The sequence below is a fragment of the Nocardiopsis halotolerans DSM 44410 genome, assembly GCF_000341065.1.
Classification (GTDB): Bacteria; Actinomycetota; Actinomycetes; order Streptosporangiales; family Streptosporangiaceae; genus Nocardiopsis; species Nocardiopsis halotolerans.
This window is the reverse complement of the sequence record NZ_ANAX01000129.1, coordinates 1-21020: the sequence shown is the minus strand read 5'-3', so window position 1 is coordinate 21020 and position 21020 is coordinate 1. Positions and strand designations below refer to the sequence as shown.

Annotated in this window: 19 protein-coding genes and 1 pseudogene; 8 read left to right on the top strand and 12 right to left on the bottom strand. The window is 72.5% G+C overall.

Features of this window, described 5'->3' with window-relative positions; all coding sequences use genetic code 11:
• Positions 1 to 567: 567 nt before the first annotated feature.
• From D455_RS36005 to D455_RS29905, 5 genes are all read left to right on the top strand, one after another.
• Positions 568 to 1821, top strand: a complete 1254-nt coding sequence (locus D455_RS36005; protein ID WP_338037818.1) for an NTF2-like N-terminal transpeptidase domain-containing protein — start codon at positions 568 to 570, stop codon at positions 1819 to 1821.
• On the top strand, positions 1821 to 2819 hold the full coding sequence (locus D455_RS36000) for a penicillin-binding transpeptidase domain-containing protein (protein ID WP_338037817.1): 999 nt from the start codon (positions 1821 to 1823) through the stop codon (positions 2817 to 2819). The genes D455_RS36005 and D455_RS36000 overlap by 1 nt, the downstream gene beginning before the upstream one ends.
• Before the next feature lie 339 nt (positions 2820 to 3158).
• On the top strand, positions 3159 to 3503 hold the full coding sequence (locus D455_RS0109585) for a hypothetical protein (protein WP_017570510.1): 345 nt from the start codon (positions 3159 to 3161) through the stop codon (positions 3501 to 3503).
• Between the two features lie 87 nt (positions 3504 to 3590).
• Positions 3591 to 3839, top strand: coding sequence for a hypothetical protein (locus D455_RS0109580; RefSeq protein WP_017570509.1), 249 nt, complete (start codon positions 3591 to 3593; stop codon positions 3837 to 3839).
• Positions 3840 to 3946: 107 nt separating this feature from the next.
• Positions 3947 to 4519, top strand: coding sequence for a CAP domain-containing protein (locus D455_RS29905; protein ID WP_051064609.1), 573 nt, complete (start codon positions 3947 to 3949; stop codon positions 4517 to 4519).
• A 212-nt stretch (positions 4520 to 4731) separates the two neighbouring features.
• Here the strand turns inward: D455_RS29905 and D455_RS0109570 are convergent, their stop codons facing one another.
• The 6 genes from D455_RS0109570 to D455_RS0109545 all read right to left on the bottom strand — a co-directional run bounded on the left by D455_RS0109570 (position 4732) and on the right by D455_RS0109545 (position 10471).
• Positions 4732 to 5082 (bottom strand): DUF3040 domain-containing protein, encoded by a 351-nt coding sequence (locus D455_RS0109570; protein ID WP_017570507.1) that lies wholly within the window; start codon positions 5080 to 5082, stop codon positions 4732 to 4734.
• A gap of 309 nt (positions 5083 to 5391) precedes the next feature.
• A complete protein-coding gene (locus D455_RS0109565; protein ID WP_017570506.1) occupies positions 5392 to 6522 on the bottom strand; it encodes an ABC transporter ATP-binding protein in 1131 nt (376 codons plus the stop codon).
• Positions 6522 to 7370, bottom strand: a complete 849-nt coding sequence (locus D455_RS0109560) for an ABC transporter permease (protein ID WP_017570505.1) — start codon at positions 7368 to 7370, stop codon at positions 6522 to 6524. The genes D455_RS0109565 and D455_RS0109560 overlap by 1 nt, the downstream gene beginning before the upstream one ends.
• Entirely contained in the window at positions 7367 to 8188 is an 822-nt protein-coding gene (modA, locus tag D455_RS0109555; RefSeq protein ID WP_017570504.1) for a molybdate ABC transporter substrate-binding protein, read from the bottom strand. Before modA ends, D455_RS0109560 begins: the two co-directional genes overlap by 4 nt.
• Positions 8189 to 8315: 127 nt before the next feature.
• Positions 8316 to 8717, bottom strand: a complete 402-nt coding sequence (locus D455_RS0109550; RefSeq protein WP_017570503.1) for a TOBE domain-containing protein — start codon at positions 8715 to 8717, stop codon at positions 8316 to 8318.
• Positions 8718 to 8836: 119 nt separating this feature from the next.
• Positions 8837 to 10471 (bottom strand): glycoside hydrolase family 10 protein, encoded by a 1635-nt coding sequence (locus tag D455_RS0109545; RefSeq protein WP_026122473.1) that lies wholly within the window; start codon positions 10469 to 10471, stop codon positions 8837 to 8839.
• Positions 10472 to 10788: 317 nt separating this feature from the next.
• Here D455_RS0109545 and D455_RS0109540 point away from each other — a divergent pair, with 317 nt between their 5' ends.
• Together D455_RS0109540 and D455_RS0109535 are read left to right on the top strand one after the other, a co-directional pair.
• Entirely contained in the window at positions 10789 to 12075 is a 1287-nt protein-coding gene (locus D455_RS0109540; RefSeq protein WP_017570501.1) for an isochorismate synthase, read from the top strand.
• 104 nt (positions 12076 to 12179) lie between these two features.
• The gene (locus D455_RS0109535) at positions 12180 to 12629 is read left to right on the top strand and encodes a GNAT family N-acetyltransferase (protein WP_026122472.1); all 450 of its coding nucleotides are present in this window, start codon (positions 12180 to 12182) and stop codon (positions 12627 to 12629) included.
• A gap of 170 nt (positions 12630 to 12799) precedes the next feature.
• Here D455_RS0109535 and D455_RS0109530 read toward each other — a convergent pair whose 3' ends face one another.
• From D455_RS0109530 to D455_RS0109515, 4 genes are all read right to left on the bottom strand, one after another.
• Positions 12800 to 14824 (bottom strand): PhoX family protein, encoded by a 2025-nt coding sequence (locus tag D455_RS0109530; RefSeq protein WP_017570499.1) that lies wholly within the window; start codon positions 14822 to 14824, stop codon positions 12800 to 12802.
• Positions 14825 to 15192: 368 nt separating this feature from the next.
• Positions 15193 to 16101, bottom strand: a complete 909-nt coding sequence (locus tag D455_RS0109525) for an ABC transporter ATP-binding protein (RefSeq protein ID WP_017570498.1) — start codon at positions 16099 to 16101, stop codon at positions 15193 to 15195.
• Positions 16098 to 17117 (bottom strand): FecCD family ABC transporter permease, encoded by a 1020-nt coding sequence (locus tag D455_RS0109520; RefSeq protein ID WP_241480217.1) that lies wholly within the window; start codon positions 17115 to 17117, stop codon positions 16098 to 16100. Before D455_RS0109520 ends, D455_RS0109525 begins: the two co-directional genes overlap by 4 nt.
• A gap of 146 nt (positions 17118 to 17263) precedes the next feature.
• On the bottom strand, positions 17264 to 18343 hold the full coding sequence (locus D455_RS0109515; RefSeq protein ID WP_017570496.1) for a FecCD family ABC transporter permease: 1080 nt from the start codon (positions 18341 to 18343) through the stop codon (positions 17264 to 17266).
• Positions 18344 to 18523: 180 nt separating this feature from the next.
• Here D455_RS0109515 and D455_RS0109510 point away from each other — a divergent pair, with 180 nt between their 5' ends.
• The gene (locus tag D455_RS0109510; RefSeq protein WP_017570495.1) at positions 18524 to 19549 is read left to right on the top strand and encodes an ABC transporter substrate-binding protein; all 1026 of its coding nucleotides are present in this window, start codon (positions 18524 to 18526) and stop codon (positions 19547 to 19549) included.
• A gap of 111 nt (positions 19550 to 19660) precedes the next feature.
• Here D455_RS0109510 and D455_RS32755 read toward each other — a convergent pair whose 3' ends face one another.
• On the bottom strand, positions 19661 to 19888 hold the full coding sequence (locus D455_RS32755; RefSeq protein WP_241480216.1) for a hypothetical protein: 228 nt from the start codon (positions 19886 to 19888) through the stop codon (positions 19661 to 19663).
• Positions 19889 to 19929: 41 nt separating this feature from the next.
• Positions 19930 to 21020, bottom strand: a pseudogene (locus D455_RS0109500) (2-succinyl-5-enolpyruvyl-6-hydroxy-3-cyclohexene-1-carboxylic-acid synthase); the annotation flags it as partial.

The window sequence follows — 21020 nt, the reverse complement described above, 5'->3', positions numbered from 1 at the left end:
TCCGCCGCGCGTGCTTCCCGGCCGGTCCCGCGCCCCTCTGCGGGGCCGGCCACCGCATTCCCGTTCGGCCCCGTTCGTCACCGTGAGATTGCGCATGTGCTTCCTCCCCCGGCGGCGGAACAACGGCTCGGCCCGATGGGTTAGAGTCACTGTTGGTCGGTGTGGTAGCAAGTGTCCCCCGGGCCTCAACTATTGCCTTCGCGGAATACCGCGTCCGGCCCCGCCCCCGGGTGGGTGACCGTACGGCCAGGAGCCCCGTTGTGCCCCGCGCCGAGAGGCGACCGCCACGCCGACCCTCATCCTCGATGCCCCGCTCCCGCCGAGGTGGGAGTGGGGCATCGTGGTATCTCCAGCGAACGCAGCGAAGGACGGTCAGGCGTGGACGAACGGTCCCCCCGGCAACCGGATTCCTCCGAGCCGCCCGAAGAATCGAACGAGTCCCCGGCGCATCCCACGCGCCCCGAGAACCCCTACCGCATCCCCCCGCGCCCCCAGGGGCCACCGCCCGTGGACACCGGCGCGCGCCCGGGCCCGGACCCGACGCCCCCGGCGCCCCCGTTCGAACCCATGCCCGCCACTCCACCGCGAGCTGGAGCCTCCGAACACCCCACCCACACCTGGGACACCCCCGCCCACACGGAGCAAGCCCCCTCCTGGGACACACCCGCAAACTCCTGGAACGCGCCCGCGGACCAACCCAACGCCTGGGACGACTTCCCCAGCGCGGGGCGGCCCGCCGACACCGACGCCTCCGGCCCCGAACACTGGGACACCCCCTACCCCACCGCGCAGGGCCCCTCCGGCGACTGGAACGCATCCGACGAACAGGCGCCCCAGGCCAATCGCGACCCCTGGTCCGGCGTCGACGACCCCCGCCCGCGCGAGAGGGAGAGCGCCACGGTCGGGCACACGTCCGCGCACGCCCCCACCGGAACCTGGGACGACGACCCCTACCCGGGCCAGCCCGTCCACCACGGCGACACCCCCTACCCGGGCACCGCCGCCCACCCCGTGCGGACACCCGAGCACCACGGACCAGGCGCCCCGCGAGACGACCAGCGCCCCTCCGACGGCTTCGAGTACCTCTACAGCGGCCCCGGCGGACCGGACGGCCCCGACGACCCCGGCGACCGTCCCGGAGACGGGTACGACCCCGGCCCCCCGCCCCCGCGCAGGTCGCGGCGCGGCCTGCTCATCGGCGTCGTCTCCGCCGTCGTGGTCCTGCTGCTCGTCGGCGGCGCCGCGTCCTGGTACGTCCTGACCCTGCCCGAACCCGCCGAGGCCACCGCCGAGTACGAGGCGGCCTGGGAGGCCCAGGACTACGAGCGCCTGGCCGCGGTCACCAGGGGCGGCGACGCCGCCACGGTGCTCAGCGGCATCGACGCCGGCCTGGGCATCGAGTCCATCGACGTGGAGATCACCACGCCCGCCGCCGAGGGTGACACCGCCAGCGCCTCCTACGAGGTCAGCGTGGCGATGGCCAACGCCGGCGACTGGGGCTGGGAGGGCGAGCTGCCCCTGGTCCGCGAGGACGGCCAGTGGTGGGTCGAGTTCTCCCCCGAGGTCGCCTACCCCGGCCTGGGCGAGGGCCAGGTCCTGGCCCGCACCGCCGTGTGGGGCGAGCGCGGCCAGATCCTGGCCTCGGACGGCACCCCGCTGGACAGCGGCGTCTCCGGCTCGCTCCAGATGCTCTCGGGCTCGCTGGGCGAGGCCACCGAGGAGGACGTCGAGCGGCTCGGCGCGCCCTACGGCGTCGGCGACACCATCGGCGTCAGCGGCCTCCAGCGNGGCTGGCCGGAGAGGCCGCCACGACCATCGTGATGGTCGACGCGGCCGCGGCCGAGGACACCGCCTCCCTGGAGGCCACCGAGGAGAACACGGTCGCCACCCTGGACGGCTCCGACGGCCAGGACGTCACCACCACCATCGACATGTCCGTCCAGATCGCGGCCTCCAACGCCATCACCGGCTCCTCCGACCCGGCGGCGCTGGTGGCGATCCGCCCCTCGACGGGGGAACTCCTGGCCGCGGTGAACGTACCCGGCGGGTTCAACCGCGCCTTCGAGGGCCAGTACCCGCCCGGCTCCTCGTTCAAGATCGTCTCCTACAGCGCCCTGCTCGACAACGGGATGCCCATGGACGCCACCATGGACTGCACCAAGGAGTACGACCCGGGCGGCTGGCCGTTCGTCAACGCGGGCGACGCCGCCTACGGCACGCAGACGGTGACCGAGGCGTTCGCGACCTCCTGCAACACCGCCCTGGTGCGGGAGGTCGTGGAACGGATCGACCCGGGCACCCTCCAGGCCAGCGCCGAGCAGTTCGGTATGAACGCGCCCCTGGACATCGGCGTTCCCACTCTGGAGCCGAGCTTCCCGCCCCCGGAGGGCAACGTCCTGCTGGGCGCGCAGAGCATCGGTCAGGGCCAGATCCTCACCTCTCCGCTGCACATGGCCACGGTGCCCGCCGCGGTCGCCGACGGATCCTGGCGCCACCCGGTGCTGGTGACCGAACCCGCCCAGGAGGGGCTGCCCGAGGCACGGCCCATCACCAACGCCGAGTCGCTGCGCACCATGATGCGCGCGGTCGTCACCGGGGGCACCGCCGAGAACGTGCCCTTCCAGGGCGAGGTGTACGCCAAGTCGGGGACGGCCGAGTACGGCACCGCCGAGGACGCGGACGAGAGCGGTGAACTGCCCAGCCACGCCTGGATGGTCGGCTACAAGGGTGACGTGGCCTTCGCCGTGGTGGTCGAGGGCGGTGGCGGCGGTTCGTCCGTGGCCGGTCCCCTGGCGGCCCGGTTCACCAACGCCCTGTAGGTTCCGACGGCGTGCCCGACGGCGCGCACCGGCCCCCGCCGGTGCGCGCCGTCGCTGTTTCATTGCTTTTGCCGCTCTTTGACCCTTTCGCTCCGAACGGTGCTGGCCGGGCCGCACTCCTTCCCCTCACGGACTCCACCCCCTCCCCCACCAGGGAAAACCCACCTCAAAACGACCAATCTTAACTTTAAGCAATTGCGGCACTACGCAGAGTTAGTAGAGTGGGACCCAGGGCAGATGTACGGATGGCGCCAGGAGAACGATTCCCTCGAGGGTCGAGATGGGGGGATCGGCGCCGCCGGACCGGCAGATCGTCGGTCCGCCTCGAAAGGACACAGGATGAACCGCAAGACTCTCACTCGTCTCGCCTTCGCCTCCGTCGCCGCCCCGGCCCTGGCCTTCGGCGCCCCGGCCACCGCTCTGGCGGACAGCTTCTTCGAGGGTGAGGCCAGCTGGGCCGGCCCCAAGGGCGCCGCGAACCACAGCGTGACGGCGTTCGCCTCCGACGGTGACCACGGCCACGGCCACGGCGGCCACGGACACGGGCACGGCCACGGCCACGGCCACGACCGTGACCACCACGGCTTCGGCGGTGGCGACGGCGGCACCTTCTACGAGAAGGAGGCCACCTGGGCCGGTCACGACGGCGCTGCCTCCCACAGCATCACCAGTGCTGCGGACTAGGCATCCGCTTCCCGCCGGGCGCGGCGGCCGAGACGGCCACCGCGCCCGGCGGGCATGACATGACCAACCCGAAAGGGGGAAGGACCGATGGTCCCACTACGACGAACGCTGGCCCTGACCGGTGTGGCGTTCGGCCTGACACTGGGCGCGCCCTCGGTCGCGATGGCTGACGCGGACTTCCGCGACAGCTTCAGCGTCGCGAACGCCGAGGGCGCCACCATCACCGTGGTCCACAGCCACGTCGGCGAGGACGGCGAGGTCACCTACGAGTACGTGACCTACACCGCCACCGCGCACGGCGCCACGGTGGACAGGACCACCAGCAAGGCCGAGTGAGTTCCCGCGAGGTTGCGGGCGGGCGGCCCCTGGCTGTCCGCCCCTGGTGTGCGCGGAGACGGCGCGACACACGCGCCCCCGTGCACGGGAGACGGAGAGAGAAAGAGATGCGAGACCTACTGCGAGGGCCCATCCTCGCGGGGATGGCGGCGGCCGTGTGCTGCGCCACTGTGACGGGTGCCGCCCACCCCGACGCGGCCGGGAACGGATCGGCGCCATCATCGGCCCCCGGAGTCGGCGCCGACTGGCCGCCGCCGTGGGTGCAGGACGAGGACGACGCGGCCGAGCCCTGGACCGAGGCCGAGGACAAGGTCGTACGGCTGGTGAACGCCGAACGGCCCGAATACGGATGTGACGCGCTGGAGGTCGACGACGTACTCGCCGACGCGGCACGCGAGCACAGCCAGAGCGAGGCCGGGGGCGGCGGCTTCGACAGCCCCTGGTTCTTCGGCGGCCACTCGTCGGCCACCGACCGGGCCCACGACAAGGGCTACAGCCGTGTGGCGGGCGAGATCGTGGCCAGCGGATTCGAATCGGCGGAGGAGGCCGTGGAGGCCTGGACGAGCCGTCACGGCCACCCGGGCGTGCTCGGCAACTGCGACGCCGAGGACATCGGCGTGGGCGTGGTGCACGGCGATGGCGGCCCCTACTGGACCGTGATCTTCGGCTACGGTTCCTGACCCGGGACACCCGTGGGCGAGGACCCCGGGGCGGTGCGCGTTCGCCGCGCACCGCCCCTCAGGCGTGTGGAGACCCCCAGGGCACCCGGCGACGGGCCCCTCCCGGCCGTGGAACCGGACGGCACGCCCGCGGCGGGTCCACGGTGACCGCCGTGTCACCGCGGTCACCACCTCGGCGGCGGTCCCGCCCCCGAGGAGAGGTCGCCGGGCGGTCAGGGCGTCCCGGCGGGCGCGGGCTGGTCCGGAGCGGTGTCCGTCGAACCAGTGGTGTCGGGATCGGGAACCGGGTCGTTGGTGGTCTCCGAGGTACCGGCGGGCGCCGGTGGGGACGGTTGCGGCGTGCTCGGCGTCAGTACGAACAGCATCACGAGCAGGCCCGCGGTGACCGCGGCGATCAGGCCGCACGCCACCCACGGCTTCCAACCGGTGAGGCCGGGATCGGCCGGAGCGTCGGGGTCCCCCGACCCGAAGGACTCCAAGCGTCCGGCGAGATCGGGTTCCTCCTCGCTGAGCTGCCGCTCGATCTCCTCGAGGATTCTTCTCTCGTGCTCTCTCAGGGACATGGCACCCTCCTCAGCCACGGGGGGAAGGACTGTCGTCGCCAGGTGTCTTACAGTCTCCCCCGGGTGAACCTGAGATATCCAGGTGTGCACGGGTTTTCCGATAGAGGTTTTAATGACGTGCCAAGGGTAGAAATATCCGCCCTTCGTCGGCCAACACCTCCTCGCCGGGACCGGAACCGGACACCCGACCGTGCCCACGGCACGCTCCGCCCCCTCACCGGTCGCGAACACGCCATCGCGAGTCGACGCCGGTCAGGTGCCCACACCACGACCCCTACCCACCGGGGCGGCGGCACCGACCCCGACCGCTCACCCCGGATAACACTCGACCTCGGCCGCCTTGACGCCCGCCCACACCGCGTCGCCCCGGGACAGGCCCAACTCCGCCAGGGCCGCCGGACTGATGTCGGCGGCCAACGAGAGCCGCCCCGCCAGGTGCACCCGCACCTGGTCACCGAAGCGCTCGGTCCCCTCCACCCTCAGCCGCCACACGTTGCGCGGACTGCCATGCGGACGGCACGGGTACAGGGCCACGGCGCGCGGCGGAAACGCCACCAGGGCCGGACCCCGGTGCGCCTGGTGTACCTCCACCAGAGCCGGACCACCGGTACCCGCCCCCGTCTCCGTCTCCGTCTCCGTCTCCTCCAGGGTGACGGTGGTGCCCTCGGCCCTGCCCCGGAAGAGGTTGAGCCCCACCAGCCGCGCCACGTAGGCGGTGCGCGGACGCCGCGCCACCTCGGCGGGCACCCCCTGCTGGACCACCCGGCCCCCCTCGATCACCGCCACCCGGTCGGCGAGCACCATGGCGTCGAGCGGATCGTGGGTCACCAGGACCGTGGCCCCGTCGAACTCCTCCAGCAGGTGGCGCAACCGGGCACGCACGTCGATGCGGGTACTGGCGTCCAGGGCGGCCATGGGCTCGTCGAGCAGCAGCAGACGCGGGCGCACGGCCAGGGCGCGGGCCAGCGCCACCCGCTGGGCCTGACCACCGGAGAGGCGGCGCGGCCGGACCCGGGCGTGGGCGGACAGGCCCATGTGGTCGAGCAACCCGGCGGCGCGCTCGCGGGCGGCCGCCCGCGACAGACCCTGACGGCGCGGACCGAACGCGACGTTGTCCAGGGCGCTCATGTGCGGGAAGAGCAGGTAGTCCTGGAAGACCATGCCGATGGGGCGGCGCTCCACGGGGGCGGTGGTCTGGTCGCGGCCATCGAAGCGCACGTGGCCACCGGTGAGGGGCACCAGTCCGGCCAGGGCACGCAGCGCCGAGGATTTGCCCGCGCCGTTGGGGCCCAGGAGGGCGAGGATCTGCCCCGGCTGGACCGTCAGGGAGACCTCCAGGGTGAACGAGCCCCGGCGCAGGCGCAGATCCGCCTCCAGCGCGGGAGTAGCGGGCACGCCGGACGCGGTCGGCTGGTGGGAGGCGTCGTCGGTCGGTCTCATCAGACGTTCGTCCATCTCTCGCGCAGGGTCGCCAGGACCGCCAGGCACACCAGCAACAGGACCAGGCTGAGCACGATGGCGGCCTCGGGATCGCGCTGCATGGCCACGTACACGGCCAGCGGCATGGTCTGCGTGGTACCGGGGAAGTTCCCGGCGAAGGTGATGGTCGCGCCGAACTCGCCGAGGGCGCGCGCCCAGCACAGGACCGCTCCCGCGCCGATACCCGGCAACACCATGGGCAGGGTGACGCGGGTGAAGACCGCGGTCCGGCTGGCCCCCAGGGTGGCGGCGGCCTCCTCGTAGCGGCGGTCCGCGCCGCGCAGCGCCCCCTCCACGCTGATCACCAGGAAGGGCATGGCCACGAACACCTGGGCCAGGACCACGGCGGCGGGCGTGAAGGGGAGGGTGATCCCGAACCAGGCGTCCAGGTACCGGCCGAGCAGACCGTTGCGCCCCAGGGCCAACAGCAGCGCCACACCGCCGACCACGGGCGGCATCACCAGGGGAACGGTGACCAGGGCGCGCACCAGGCGGCGCCCGGGGAAGTCGGTGCGGGCCAGCGACCAGGCCAGCGGCACCCCCAACAGCAGGCACAGGCCGGTGGCGACGGTGGCGGTGGACAGCGACAACCACAGGGCCGACAACACCTGGGGCTGGAGGAGGCGACCGCCCAGGGTGGACCACGGCGCGCGCACCAGCAGGCCCACCATGGGCAGCACCAGGAAGGCCACGCCCACCAGCGCGGGCAGGACCAGGATCCAGGGCGGCCGCCCGCCGCGGGCGCGCAGCGCACGCTCACGGGTCCCGGTGGAAGCGGCGGAGGGCCCGGACCCGCGTTCGGGCCTCATGGCACCGTGAACCCGGCGTCGGTGAGGACCTCCGTGCCCTCCGGGGAGCGGACCAGCTCCACCCAGGCGGCGGCGAGATCGGACTCGGGGGCACCGGAGACGACCCCGATGGGGTAGTCGTTGGCCGCCTCGGCGGCCTCGGGGAACGCGATGCCCTCGACCCGGCCCTCGGCGGACATGACGTCGGTGGCGTAGACGAGCCCGGCATCGACCTCGCCGAGTTCGACCTTGGTCAGGACCGCGCGCACGTCCTCCTCGTAGGTGTCGGGAACCACCTCCAGCCCCGCCGCGTCCAGGACCTCGGTCGCGACCGCGCCGCAGGGGACCTGCTGGGCGCACAGGGCGACGGTGCGGTCCTCGTCGGCGAGGTCGGACAGCGCGCCGACACCGGCGGGGTTGTCCGGGGGCACGGCGATGCGCAGGGTGTTGGTGGCGAAGACCACTCCCCAATCACCGTGCTCGGCGGCCCAGTCGGCGTCCAGCCCCTCACCCTCCGCGACCCGGTCCATGGTGGCGGTGTCGGCCGGGGCGAAGACGTCGGCGGGGGCACCGGAGTTGATCTGCAGGGCCAGGTCGCTGCTGCCCGCGAAGTTGAGGACGACCTCGACCCCGGGGTGTTCGGCCTCGAACCGCTCGGCCAGGTCGGTGAAGACGTCGGTGAGGGAGGCGGCGGCGAAGACGGTGAGCCGGCCGCCGGAGCCCTCCTCGGAACCGGTGTCCTGGGCGCAGGCGGTGAGGGCGAGGGAACCCGAGACCAGGAGGACGGCCAGGCGTGAAGCACGAACCCGACGAACATGGGAGGAGCCCGGATCGGTCATGCGGAGGACACCGAAGGCGCGGCACGGACGGGCTCTGGACCGACCGGGGGCGGCCCGGCGGAGGGCACGGGGCAGGTACGTGCGGAACGGACGGGATCGGCGGGGCCGCTGGGAACGGGACGGACGCTCACGCATGGTGCTCCCCGGTGGTCTCGACGACGACGTTGGTGGACTTGACCACCGCCGTGGCGACGGTGCCCACCTCCAGACCGAGTTCGTCGGCGGCCTCCCGGCTCATCAGGGAGACCACCCGGTGGGGGCCGGACTGGATCTCCACGCTGGCCATCACCCGGTCACGGACGACCTCGGTGACCAGGCCGCGGAAGCGGTTGCGCGCCGAGGAACGGTGGCGGGCGGGGTCCTCGCCGGCCCCCGCCCGCATGAACCCCGCCAGGTCGGCGCCGTCGACCAGGCGCCTGCCCGAGGGCCCACGCGTGGCGGACAGACGACCGGAGTCGACCCAGCGGCGGACGGTGTCGGCGCTGACCCCGAGCAGGTCCGCGGCCTCGCTGATGTGGAAGGTCGGCATGGAGCCAACCTACTCCTCGCATCTGCCGACACGAAATGGGCTTTCCGCTAGCAGATACCGCTCTTTCCTCTTTGGCTCCTGGAGTTTGCGACATGCCACAGTGCGCGGCCGCGCCGGCGTCAGCCCCGCACGTCGGCGACCTCGCCGACCGGCCCCTGGGCCCGGTAGTCGTCCAGCGCCGTGACGACGTACCGCACGCCGTCCTCCGCCGGAGCGGTGTCGGTCAGCCCGGTCCGCCCGGTGACGCCCACGAGGCGGTCCGCGGTGACCGCCGCGCACAGACCCTCCCCGACCCCGGACCCGGCCGCGTCGGCGGGCAGCCGGTGGACGGCGTAGAAACGGGCCCCTTCCACGGCCTCCCACTCCACGTCGACGCCGTCCTCGACCGTCTGGGCGGTGACGCCCCCGACCGCGCCGACCAGTGGCTCCCGCCCCCCGGGCGCGTCCGAGCGCGGCGGCAGCGCGGGGCCGTCGTAGTGGTCCCCGGCCAGCCTGGCGTAGGCGTCGGCGGCGTTCGAGCGCAGGCTTCCGATGGAGAAGTACACGTCGCCGTCCACCTGGGGCAGCCCACCGGAGTAGTCCAGCTGGGTGCTGAGCGCGCTCTCGGACTCCCAGCCCTCCTCGCCCACCCGGTAGGCGCCCTGGCCGATGTACAGGTCCACACCGGTGCCCTCGACCCGCTGGGCCCACCAGTCGGCCAGGACCTCGTAGTCGGCGACCCCGAAACCCCGCTCCCAGTACAGCTGCGGAGCGACGTAGTCGATCGTGCCCTCCTCGATCCAGGCGAGGGTGTCGGCGTACTGGGCGTCGTAGGACTGAAGGCCCGAGGTCGCCGACCCCGCGGGGTCGGTGGAGTCGTTGCGCCAGATACCGAACGGGGAGATCCCGAAGCTCACCCAGGGCCTGATCCGCTCGATACCGGCGTGGACGTCGGCGATGAGCTGGTTGACGTTGTCGCGCCGCCAGTCGGCCCGGCTGTCGAAGCCGTCGCCGTGCGCCTCCCAGGAGGCGTCGTCGTCGAACTCCTCCCCCTGTACGGGGTAGGGGTAGAAGAAGTCGTCGAAGTGCACGCCGTCGACGTCGTAGCGCTCCACCACGTCCAGGACGACCCTGCTCACCCACGCGCGGACCTCGGGGTCGCCGGGGTCGAGGTAGGCCTCGTCACCGTAGTCGACGAGCCACCCGGGGTTCCTCCTCGCCGGGTGGTCCTCGGTGAGGTTCTCCACGTCGGGGTCCTGGAAGCCCACCCGGTAGGGGTTGAACCAGGCGTGCAGCTCCAGGCCGCGCTCGTGCGCCCCGGCCACGGCGTACTCCAGCGGGTCGTAACCCGGATCGCCGCCCTGCTCGCCGGTGAGGTAGCGCGCCCACGGCTCCAGGTCCGACTCGTACAGGGCGTCGGCGGTGGGGCGCACGTGCAGGAAGACGGCGTTGAGACCCATGTCCACGGCGTCGTCGAGGTAGGCGTCGAGTTCGGCCTTCTGCTCCTCGGCGGGCAGGCCGGGCTCGGAGGGCCAGTCGATGTTGCGGACCGTGGTCAGCCACGCCCCGCGCATCCGTCGCCCGTCCTCCTCGCCGTTGACGTCGCACCGGACGGGTGCGGCCGCCCGGTCGGCGGGCCCGGAGGACCCGGAGGCCGCGGGGGTCCGCGCTCCACCGCCGGTGCATCCCGACAGCAGGACGGCGGCCGCGGCGGCCGTCGCCGCCCACCGGAACGCCGCACGCGGCGAGGTCACGGCACGTGCCGCTGCGTCCATGGACAGGTCTCCTCCGAGAGTCGTCGCGCACCACCGTCACCGTGGCGCCACGCCGCGCACCAGAGTAGGCCAGGAAGACAATTCTCAGCCACGAGTCGCCCAAACCGTGGACCACCTCGCACACCGCGGACTTCACCAGCACCATCCCCGGTCAGCGCGGAACCACAGCATGCCGCTACACCTTCGCACACCAGCACGAAAAGGGCAGAAATCCCGTTTCTCTGACAACCCCGGCGCACCGTTCAGGGCGCACCACCCCACCCACCACCCCGCGGCCCCGGACACACCGTCCGAACGAGGTCCTAGAATCGGACATCGTGAACGCCGCCCTGACCCCGCCCCAACTGTTCGTCCGCACCGTCACCCTGCCCGACCACACCACCAGCCTGGTGCACCGCCTGCCCGCGGACTCCCCCCTGGCCTGGCTGACCGGCGACGAGGGCGTCGTGGGCTGGGGCCAGGCCGCACGGCTGGACCTGGACGGCGCACCCGCCACAGCCGAACCCACCGACACCACCCGCTTCACCGAGGCGGCCCGCTGGATGAACGCCCTGGTCGAACGCGCCCAGGTCCACGACGAGGTCGGCCGCCCCGGCACCGGCCCCGTCGCCTTCGGCACCTTCGCCTTCTCCCCCGCCTCCCCCGGATCGGCCCTGGTGGTACCGCGCGTACTCCTGGGACGGCGCGACGGCCGCACCTGGCTGACCACCGTCACCGACACCCCCGGAACCCATCCGCGCCCGAACCAGGCCCTCGCCCCCACGCCCGCACCGCGCCCCGTCGGCCCGCTGTCCTGGAACACCGGGTCACTGACCGGTCAACAGTGGACGGCCGCCGTGGCCGGCACCGTCGAACGCATCCGCGCCGGACACCTCGACAAAGCCGTGCTGGCTCGCGACACCCTCGCCCGGGCCGACTCCCCCATCGACGTGCGCACCCTGCTCGAACGCCTGCGCACGCGCTTTCCCAACTGCTTCACCTTCTCCGTGGACGGCATGGTCGGCGCCACCCCCGAACTGCTGCTGCGCCGCGAGGGCGACCAGCTCTCCTCACTGGTCCTGGCCGGAACCCGCCCCCGCGACGAGGATCCCGAACGCGACCGACTCCTGGCCGAGGAACTGATGGCCTCGGCCAAGGACGTGGACGAACACCGCCTGGCCGTGGACTCCCTGCGCACCGCGCTGAAACCGCTCACCGAGGAACTGGACGTACCCGAGCGACCCCGCCTGCTCGCGCTCGCCAACGTGCAGCACCTGGCCACCCCCGCGCACGCCCGCCCGGCCCCCGGGGTCTCGGCCCTGGACGCGGTGGCGGCCCTGCACCCCACCGCCGCCGTGGGCGGCACCCCCACCGCGGCGGCCATGCGGCTGATCGACGAGGTCGAGGGCATGGACCGCGGCGGCTACGCCGGTCCGGTGGGATGGATGGACGGCGCGGGCAACGCCGAGTGGGGCATCGCCCTGCGCTGCGCCCGCGTGGAGGGAGCGAGCGCCCGACTGTTCGCCGGGGGCGGCATCGTCTCCCGATCGGAGCCGCACGCGGAACTGGCCGAGACCGAGTCCAAGTTCCGGGTGATGCGCGAGGCCCTGACCGACCCCGCCTGAGCCCCCTCCGGGGAGAAGGCCCAGCGGGCACCCCTGCTCCGCGCGATCCACCCTCCGAACGGGCGTTCACGAGCACGAAACACGGCACCGCTAGCGTGACCGGCATGCGTATCGACGAGGTTTCCTGGGACGACCCGGACGCCACCGCCCTACGGGCCGCCCAACGCGCGGAGATCGCCGACAGGTACGGCACCCCCGACTCCGAACCCGGTGTGGCGCCCTCCGCGGACGACATCGCGGTGTTCGTCGTGGCCCGCGACGCGGCGGGCACGGCCGTGGGCTGCGGCGGCCTGCGCCCGCTGGACGAGGACACGGGCGAGATCAAACGGATGTACGTCGTGCCGGAACGGCGCGGCTCGGGCGCCGCCGCCCTGGTCCTGGGAGCCCTGGAGGAATGGGCTTCGGACCGGGGCTGGAGGTGCCTGCGCCTGGAGGCGGGCGACCGCCAGCCCGACGCCGTACGGTTCTACACCCGCTCCGGATACGAGCCCATCCCGGGCTTCGGCGCCTACGCCGACTCCCCCGCCTCCCTGTGCTTCGAGAAGCCGCTCTGAGGCACCCCGCAGGGGTCCGTGATGCGCGGGGCGCCCTCGTACCGCCCCGACCACGGCGCAACGACGGGTGGGAACAGGCGAAGGAACGAGGAACCGGCCCCGGCAGCCCCTACGATGGAAACCGGGACCGGTGGTCGCCGCCCTCCCCCGAAAGGGGGGAGGTGGCTGGTCTACCTACCCACCTCGCGACCCGCCTGGTGCCAGATGCACACCACGGACGGACGCGGGAAGTCACCGTCGGGCCAGGTGCTGGTGGGCTCCTCGAACGTGCCGCCGTCACCCGGGTGCTGGGGAGCCAGGAACACCGTCCCGCCGTCCTTGGTGACGAAGGGCCCGCACGCCTCCGCACCGACCGGAACGGTCGCGAAGGTCTTCAGCTCACCCCGGAAACGCCCCTCCACCGGCATGACGTGCAGACCGTCGTTGATCCCCAGCGCGCCGGGCTGGCCGTCGGTGGAGATCCACAGGTTGCCGTCCCTGTCGAAGGTCAGGTTGTCCGGGCAGGAGATCGGCATGACCTTGGACTTGTCGAAACCCGCGTAGTAGGTGTCCTCGTCCTCGGGGTCACCGCACACCAGCGGCAGGGTCCAGGCGAACGCGGTGGCCGCGGCGTCGTTGCCCTCCTCGGTGACCTCCAGGATGTGGCCGTGCTTGTTGGGGCCGCGCGGGTTGGGCTCGTCGACCTGGCCGGGCTCACGCGCGGAGTTGTTGGTCAGCGCGCAGTAGACCTTGCCGGTGACCGGGCTGCACTCGAAGTCCTCGGGCCGGTCCATCTTGGTCGCGCCCATGGCGTCGGCGGCCAGACGGGTGTGGACGAGCACCTCGGCGACGCCGAAGCCGGGGACGAAGCTCTCGGTGTCGGTGCACAGCGCGACCCACTCACCCGAGCCGTCGAACTCGCCGTCCTCGGGCAGGAAGTCCGGGCCACCGATCTGCTCGGCGGGGCTGTCACCGCTCAGACGCGCCACGTACAGGGTGCCCGAGTCCAGCAGGGTGAGGTTGTGGCGCCGCGACCCCTCGACGTACTTCTTGGCGCTGACGAACTTGTAGATGTAGTCGAAGCGCTCGTCGTCGCCCATGTAGATCACGACCCGGCCGTCATCGGCCAGACGGGAGTTGGCGCCCTCGTGCTTGAAACGGCCGAGCATGGTGCGCTTACGCGGCTCGGAGGCGGGGTCGAGCGGGTCGATCTCCACGATGTAGCCGAAGCGGTTGACCTCGTTGGGGTGCTTGGACAGGTCGAAGCGCTCCTCGACCCTCTCCCAGCGGCGTCCGCTGGCACCGGTCCCGATGCCGTAGCGGCGGGTCTCGACGGACCCCGAACCGTGGGCGAAGTACTGGTGGAAGTTCTCCTCCGTGGTCAGGAAGGTCCCCCACGGGGTCATCCCGCCCGCGCAGTTGTTGAGGATGCCCCTGACCAGGGTGCCGTCGGGGTCCTCCGCGGTCCTGAGCAGCTCGTGCCCGGCGGCGGGCCCGGTGATACGGACGGGAGTGTCGGCCGTGACGCGGCGGTTGAAGGCCCGCTCACCCCTGGACAGCACCCACTTGCCGGTACGCCCCTCACGCTCCAGCTCGACGAGGGAACCACCGTGGGCGGCCATGGCGGTACGCATCTGCTCCTCGGTGGCGGCGTCCCCGCCGGCGTAACCCGGGAACATCAGTTCCTCGTTGGTGTACTCGTGGTTGACCCACAGAAGACCGTGGTCGTCGTCGAGCTGGTGGAAACCGACGTAGTCGCAGTTGTAGCCGAACTGCTGGGCCTGGGCCTCGGCGCTCTGGTCGTACACGTCGAACTCGGGGGCGCCGGGCAGCACCGGCTCGCCCCAGCGGATGACGACGTGCTGTTCGTAGTTGCGCGGGATGGTGACCTGGTCGTCGGTGTTGGGCTGGACGCTGGTGAAGGTCGGTCTGGGCGCGGGGTGGGGCCGGTTGGGGCCGCGGCGGTCGGCGGCGGCGGGGCTGAGCGCGGAGATCCCCAGCGCCCCCGCCCCGGCGCTCACGGCACCGGCGCGCAGCGCGCTACGGCGGGAGAACGCCTTGGCGACGATGTCCCCGAAGTAGACGTTGTCACTGGTGTTGGGGGCGGGGTGGAAGCAGGCGTCGCCACAGCGCAGCCTGCATGTCGCACGGGAACGGCCACCCCCGACCTGACCGATCAACGGCAGCGGGCGGCGGCGGGGCGCGGATTCGGGCACACCTTCTCCTCGGGGATCGTGCTGCTTCCGCGCGCTCCGTCGGTGCGGGGTCGGACCAGGGCGCGCGGGCTCTCCTTGGTCGGTGGGGTACCCAGCCGACCGCTCTCGACCTTGGCCGAAGTTCCACACCTGCGGGTGAAACCGAGGTGAACGCCCCTACAACTCCCCCGCATTCCCTGGTAGGCCACGGTGGGGAGCGGTATGAACACACATCGTCGGCTCTGGTCGTGATGATGGCGTACCCCACCCCTCCGATCCACATGCCACGCCCGCCGGCGTTCCCACACGTGCGCAACCCTCACCGGATCTGTCACGTTTCCCGTGATTCGACGGTTTCCGGAGAGGAGGACACCGGGGAGGGGCCGCGGTCAGGGCAGCCGCGCGCCGCGCGCCGCGCCCCCACCGCTACGGCCCACCGGCACGACCATCGGCCCTCCGGTGACCGGATCCTCCACCACGACCGCCTCCAGGTCGAAGGCCTCACGCAACAGCTCGGGCGTGAGCACCTCCGCGGGGGTGCCACTGGCCACGACCCGCCCCGCGCGCATGGTGATGACGGTGTCGGCGTAGCGGGCGGCGAGGTTGAGGTCGTGCAGCACCATGACGATGGTGCGCCCGCCCTCACGGTGCAACTCACGCACCAGGTCCAAAACGTCGACCTGGTGGACCAGGTCCAGGAAGGTCGTGGGCTCGTCCAGCAGAAGGAGATCGGTGCCCTGGGCCAACACCATGGAGATCCACGCCCGCTGGCGCTGACCGCCCGACAGCTCCTGCAACGGGCTGTCGGCCAACTCCGACAGCCCGGTCCGCTCCAGGGCCTCCGACACCGCCCGGTGGTCCTCACCCGACCACTGCCGGTACCAGCGCTGGGAGGGGTGCCGCCCCCGGGAGACCAGGTCGGCGACGGTCAGCCCGTCCGGCGCCACCGGCTGCTGCGGCAACACACCCAGCACCTCGGCCACCTCACGCGTGGGCACACGGCGGATGTCACGGCCGTCGAGCTCCACCAGACCCGCCCGGGGCTTCATCAGCCTGCCCAGGGCACGCAGCATGGTGGACTTACCGCACCCGTTGGGACCGATGACGCAGGTGATGGTGCCCTCGACGACGTCGGCGTCCAACCCCCGGACGACGGTGTGGTCGTCATAGGCCAGGGTGAGACCGCGCGCGCTCAGCCGGACCGGCGCGCCGGGCTCGGCACCGGTGGCCTGGGTGGCGGGTTCCGAGGCGGTCGTGGAAGCGGAGGCGTTGCGCGTGCGGGTGGAGTGTGTGGTCACGCCTGGGCCTTTCGGTTGCCGCGGACGAGCAGGTGGATCAGGTAGAGGGCGCCCAGGCAACCGGTGACGACGCCGACCGGCAGCTGGACGCTGACCAGGTTGCGGGCGATCAGGTCGGCGGCACAGGTCAGCGCGGCACCGACGAGCGCGGAGAGCAGGACGGGCGGCCGGGAGGTACGGGCCAGGCGCAGCGCGATCTGCGGACAGGCCAACGACACGAACAGGATCGGCCCGGCCGCGGAGGTACCGAAGGCCGCCAGCAGCACGGCCAGCACCAACATGGCGGTACGGGCCCTCCCCAACCGCACCCCCAGGGCGCGGACCACGTCGTCACCGTAGGCCAGCACGTCCAGGGTGCGCGCCGCGGCCAACGCCAGGGGCAACAGCAGGGCCAGGGCCACCGCGACGGGAAGCGCGTCCTGCCAGGTGCGCATGGACAGGCTGCCCGAGATCCACACCATGGCGCGGCCGGTGTCGCTGACCTCCCCCAGGGTGAGCAGCCACAACGTCAGGTTCATCAGCACCGTGGACACACCCACACCCACCAGCAGCAGGCGGAACCCGTCGATACCGCCCCGCCATGCCAGCGCGTAACACAGGACCCCGGCGGCCAGACCCCCGGACAGGGCCAGGGCGGGAACGCCGATGGCGGCCAGGGGCCCGGTGACGATGCCGTAGCTGCCGCCGAAGGCCATCACCGCGACCACGCCCGTGCTGGCGCCGTGGGTGACGCCGAGCAGGTCGGGGCTGGCCAGGGGGTTGCGCATGATGGTCTGGGTGATGGCGCCCGCGGCGGCCAGGGCGGCACCCGCGAGCATGCCCACCACCACGCGCGGCATGCGCACCCGCCAGACGGTGAAGTAGTCCTCGTAGGTGGCCCCGATGACGTTGCCCCACACCCGGTCGAGCGGGATGTACACCTTGCCGACGGAGAGGTTGAGACCCACCAGCACGAGCAGGACCAGGGCCACCAGCGACCCCAGGACCACCAGGCGGGGCCGCAGCGGAATCGACACGGGCCCCAGGCGCACGGCCCGACCACGGCTGGCCAGGTGCGCGCGGGCCCGACCGCGGGAACGGACCGGGGCCCCGCCCCGTGCGTCGTCGGGGGCGGACGTGCGTGCGGGGGACGTGGAGGACGGGGGTGTGGGGTGGGTGGAGGTCATAGGGACAGCAGCCTCCGGCGGCGGACGACGTAGACGAAGAAGGGCGCCCCGACCAGGGCGAGCACCACACCGACCTGGAGTTCGCCGGGCCGCACCAGGAAACGGCCCAGGACGTCGGCGGTCAGGAGCAGGGTCGCGCCCATCACGGCGGAGTAGGGCAGCAGCCAGCGGTAGTCGGAGCCGACGATGCCGCGTGCCAGGTGGGGCACGATGAGCCCGACGAAGGCGATGGGGCCGCATGCGGCCACGGTCATCCCCGTGAGCAGGATGACGGCGGCGAGACCGACGACGCGGGCGCGACCGACCCGGAAGCCCAGCGAGCGGGCGGTGTCCTCGCCCAGGGCCAGGGCGTTGAGGGCGCGGGCGTTGCTCAGGGCCAGGAGGGCACCGACCACGACCACGGGTGCCATGGGCGCCAGGACCGAGGGGTCGCGGCCCACGAGGGAGCCCACCCGCCAGAACCGGAAGGTCTGCATGGTGGACTCGTCCAGCAGCACCAGACCGGAGACCAGCGAGTAGGACATCCAGCTCACGGCCGTTCCGGCCAGGGCCAGCGTGACGGGTGTGGGGCCGCGCCCGGGGACCGAACCGATCGCGTAGACCGCCACGGCGGCCACGGCGGCGCCCGCGAAGGCGAACCAGGCCTGGGTGTACAGGGTCGCGACGTCGAAGAACATGATGCCCAGCACCACGGCGAGGGCGGCGCCGAAGGTCACCCCCAGAACGCTCGGGTCACCCAGGGGATTGCGGGTGTGGCCCTGCATGAGGGCGCCGCCCAGACCCAGGCTGATCCCGGCGAGCAGCCCGAGCGCGGTGCGCGGCAGGCGGATGTCGTTGACGATGATGTCGGCCTCGGCACCCGCGGTGGAGGTCAGGGCCAGCCACACGGTGTGGGGGCTCAGGGCGCGGGCGCCGACGAGGACGCTGGCCAGGACGGCGAGCAGGAGCAGCAGGAGCAGCAGCCCCAGGCCCCGGATCCGACGCGTGCGACGGGCCGCGACCGCGGTGGCGGCGGGAGGCGTCGGCGACGCGGACGACGCCGCCAAGGTCGGCGGTGGCTCGGCGCTCTCACTCACCCGGTCTCCCCATCATGACGAAAGGCCAGGCCAACCCTGGTTAGGTTTGCCTAGCCACACCTGAGTACCCTAAGTTTGCCACGTTCTGGCCTGGGACGACACATCACCTACTGGTGTGTGCCGTTTCCGTACCCACACAACACCGCTGTCCCCTTTTCCCTGAAACACCGGAGTCCCACGATGACCACGCTCTCCCCCTTCCGCCGCGTGGGCCTGCCCCTGGCCCTCGCCGCCTCCCTGACCCTGGCGACCGCCTGCGGTGCGGGCGGACCCGAGGAGGAGACCTCCGCCGGCTCCGGGCAGGAGACGGCGGAGGGCTTCCCCGTCACCGTCGAGCACGCCATGGGCGAGACCGAGGTCCCCGACGCGCCCGAACGCGTGCTGCCGCTGGACTTCACCTACGTGGACGCCACCCTGGCCCTGGGCGGGAACGTCGTCGGCTTCACCCAGATCGCCGAGGGCGAGGACACCCTGCCCCAGTACCTGCTCGAAAGCGACTGGAACGCCGGCAGCGCCGAGGGAGCCGAGTCGGTGGGCCTGCTGTGGGAGATCAGCCCGGAGCTGGTCGCCCAGACCGAACCGGACCTGATCCTGTCCGCCGAGGTCCGCCACGGCGACGGCTACGAGCAGCTCACCGAGGTCGCCCCCACGGTGATGTCGGAGACCACCGGCGCCACCTGGAAGGAGAACCTGCTCCTGGCCGCGGAGGCGATGGGCGAGACCGAGGAGGCCGAACGGCTCCTGGCCGAGTACGAGGAGCGGGCCGCCGCCATCGGCGAGGAGATCGCCGCGTCGGCGGACGGGGAGACGCCCACGGTGTCGGTGGTGCGCTTCGCCGGCGACGCCGACGGAGTGCGCCTGTACACCCGTGACTCCTACATCGGCGTCATCATGGACGACCTGGGACTGCCCGCCAGCGAGGGCACCGCCACCGACTCCGACCAGATCGCGACCTACCACAGCCCCGAACGCCTGATGGACCTGGAGGCCGACCACATCCTGGTGGCCACCTACGACGACGGAGCCGGCGAGGTGGCCGAGGACAAGGAGCGCTACACCACCAACCCGCTGTGGGACGAACTGGAGGGCACCAAGACCCCGGTGGACGACGACTACTGGATGTCCGGCGTGGGCCTGATCTCCGCGCACGCGGTACTGGACGACGTCGCCGAGATCTTCGGGGTGGACCCGCAGCGCCAGCGGTGACGCTGACACCGGGCCGCACGGAGGGCGGCGCGGGGCCCTCCCGCGCGCTTCGAGCCCCGGGAACACGCGGGTCCGGGCGGCGCACCGCCCGGACCCGCGTTGGTGGAACCGTCAGCGACCCATCAGCGCGAAGACGCCCCAGCCGAGGTGTTCCCACTGGTACCGCGTGTAGCGGGCGGGACCGGTGGTGAGCCTCGCCCGCACCCGCGCGGCCAGCCCGTCCTCGGGGTTCCGGTCGAGCCAGCGGCGAAGGCCGAGCCACCGCGCCGCCTGGTAGCGGGGCCCCGTTCCCGGTCGACGGGAAAGCGGGGGGCCTCCCGGCCTCGCCAGCTTCGGCACGCCCCGGCCCCCAAGGACCCCACCCCCGGAGGACCGCGCCGCTAGACCACCCCGGCCACGGCCGCGTCCACCGCGGACTGCAACCGACGTCGCAACGCCGCACTGTCGGAGCGCCGCGTACACACCTCGATCAGACGCAACCCCTCACCCAACAGCGCCTTGGGCAGATCGGTCGCCCACTCCAGGCGCGTGTACGGCAGGTCCGAGACCGCCGCCACCCGCTCCATCGACACCCCGTGCGGAGTACCGAACACCCTCTCGAAGTCGGGGTGCCCCGCCTGCTCCAGACCGGAGAAGATCCCGCCACCGTCGTTGTTGACCACCACGATCGCCAGATCCGGACGCGGCTCCCCCGGGCCGATCACCAACCCGTTCTGGTCGTGCAACATCGCCAGATCACCCAACAGGGCGTAGGCGTGCCCCCCACCGCCGGCCTGGTGGGCCAGCGCCGCACCGATCGCCGTGGAGACCGACCCGTCGATCCCGCTCACCCCGCGGTTGCCCACCAGGCGCACACCACAGCGCGCCCGCATCGTCGCGTCCAGATCACGGATGGGCATGCTCGAACCGGCGAACAGCAGCGAGTTCGCGTTCATGTGCGCGGCCAGATCACGCGCCAGCCGCGGCTCGCTGAGCGCCTCCTCCCCGTCCAGCACCGCGTCCAGCGCGGCGCGGGCGGCCGCCTCCGCCCGCACCCAGACCCGCGACCACTCGCTGTCGGGGTCAACGGCGGCGGGAGGCGCGACCGCGGACACCACATCGGTGGCGGTGCGCACCGGATCGGAGAACGCGTTCACCTGCGGGCTGACCACGACGTGTCGCTCGGCCCTGCGCAGGAACGCCAGGACCTGCCGGGACAGGTTCGGACGCCCCACACTCACCACCAGTTCCGGCGCCCGCCACGTACCCAGCGGCGAGGCCAGCAACTGCCGGTAGGTCGACAGCGCGCCCGCCCGGCGCGCGTTGGAGGTCGGCTCGGCCAGGAGCGGCCACCCCGTCATCTCGGCCAACGCCAGGAACGGCACCGGGTCGTAGTCGCCGTCACCGCACACGATCACACCCCGCTCCACGGCGGGCAACACGAACGGCGCGGGCTCACCCGCGCTCCACGGACGGTCGATCCACGGCCCGC

Excerpts from the sequence above, each read along its gene's own strand:
- modA (WP_017570504.1), bottom strand. The coding sequence starts at position 8,188 with ATGACCGATCCGGGCTCCTCCCATGTTCGTCGGGTTCGTGCTTCACGC.
- D455_RS0109560 (WP_017570505.1), bottom strand. The coding sequence starts at position 7,370 with ATGAGGCCCGAACGCGGGTCCGGGCCCTCCGCCGCTTCCACCGGGACC.
- D455_RS0109565 (WP_017570506.1), bottom strand. The coding sequence starts at position 6,522 with ATGAGACCGACCGACGACGCCTCCCACCAGCCGACCGCGTCCGGCGTG.
- D455_RS29905 (WP_051064609.1), top strand. The coding sequence starts at position 3,947 with ATGCGAGACCTACTGCGAGGGCCCATCCTCGCGGGGATGGCGGCGGCC.
- D455_RS0109535 (WP_026122472.1), top strand. The coding sequence starts at position 12,180 with ATGCGTATCGACGAGGTTTCCTGGGACGACCCGGACGCCACCGCCCTA.
- D455_RS0109550 (WP_017570503.1), bottom strand. The coding sequence starts at position 8,717 with ATGCCGACCTTCCACATCAGCGAGGCCGCGGACCTGCTCGGGGTCAGC.
- D455_RS0109570 (WP_017570507.1), bottom strand. The coding sequence starts at position 5,082 with ATGTCCCTGAGAGAGCACGAGAGAAGAATCCTCGAGGAGATCGAGCGG.
- D455_RS0109545 (WP_026122473.1), bottom strand. The coding sequence starts at position 10,471 with ATGGACGCAGCGGCACGTGCCGTGACCTCGCCGCGTGCGGCGTTCCGG.
- D455_RS0109585 (WP_017570510.1), top strand. The coding sequence starts at position 3,159 with ATGAACCGCAAGACTCTCACTCGTCTCGCCTTCGCCTCCGTCGCCGCC.
- D455_RS0109510 (WP_017570495.1), top strand. The coding sequence starts at position 18,524 with ATGACCACGCTCTCCCCCTTCCGCCGCGTGGGCCTGCCCCTGGCCCTC.
- D455_RS0109580 (WP_017570509.1), top strand. The coding sequence starts at position 3,591 with ATGGTCCCACTACGACGAACGCTGGCCCTGACCGGTGTGGCGTTCGGC.
- D455_RS36000 (WP_338037817.1), top strand. The coding sequence starts at position 1,821 with ATGGTCGACGCGGCCGCGGCCGAGGACACCGCCTCCCTGGAGGCCACC.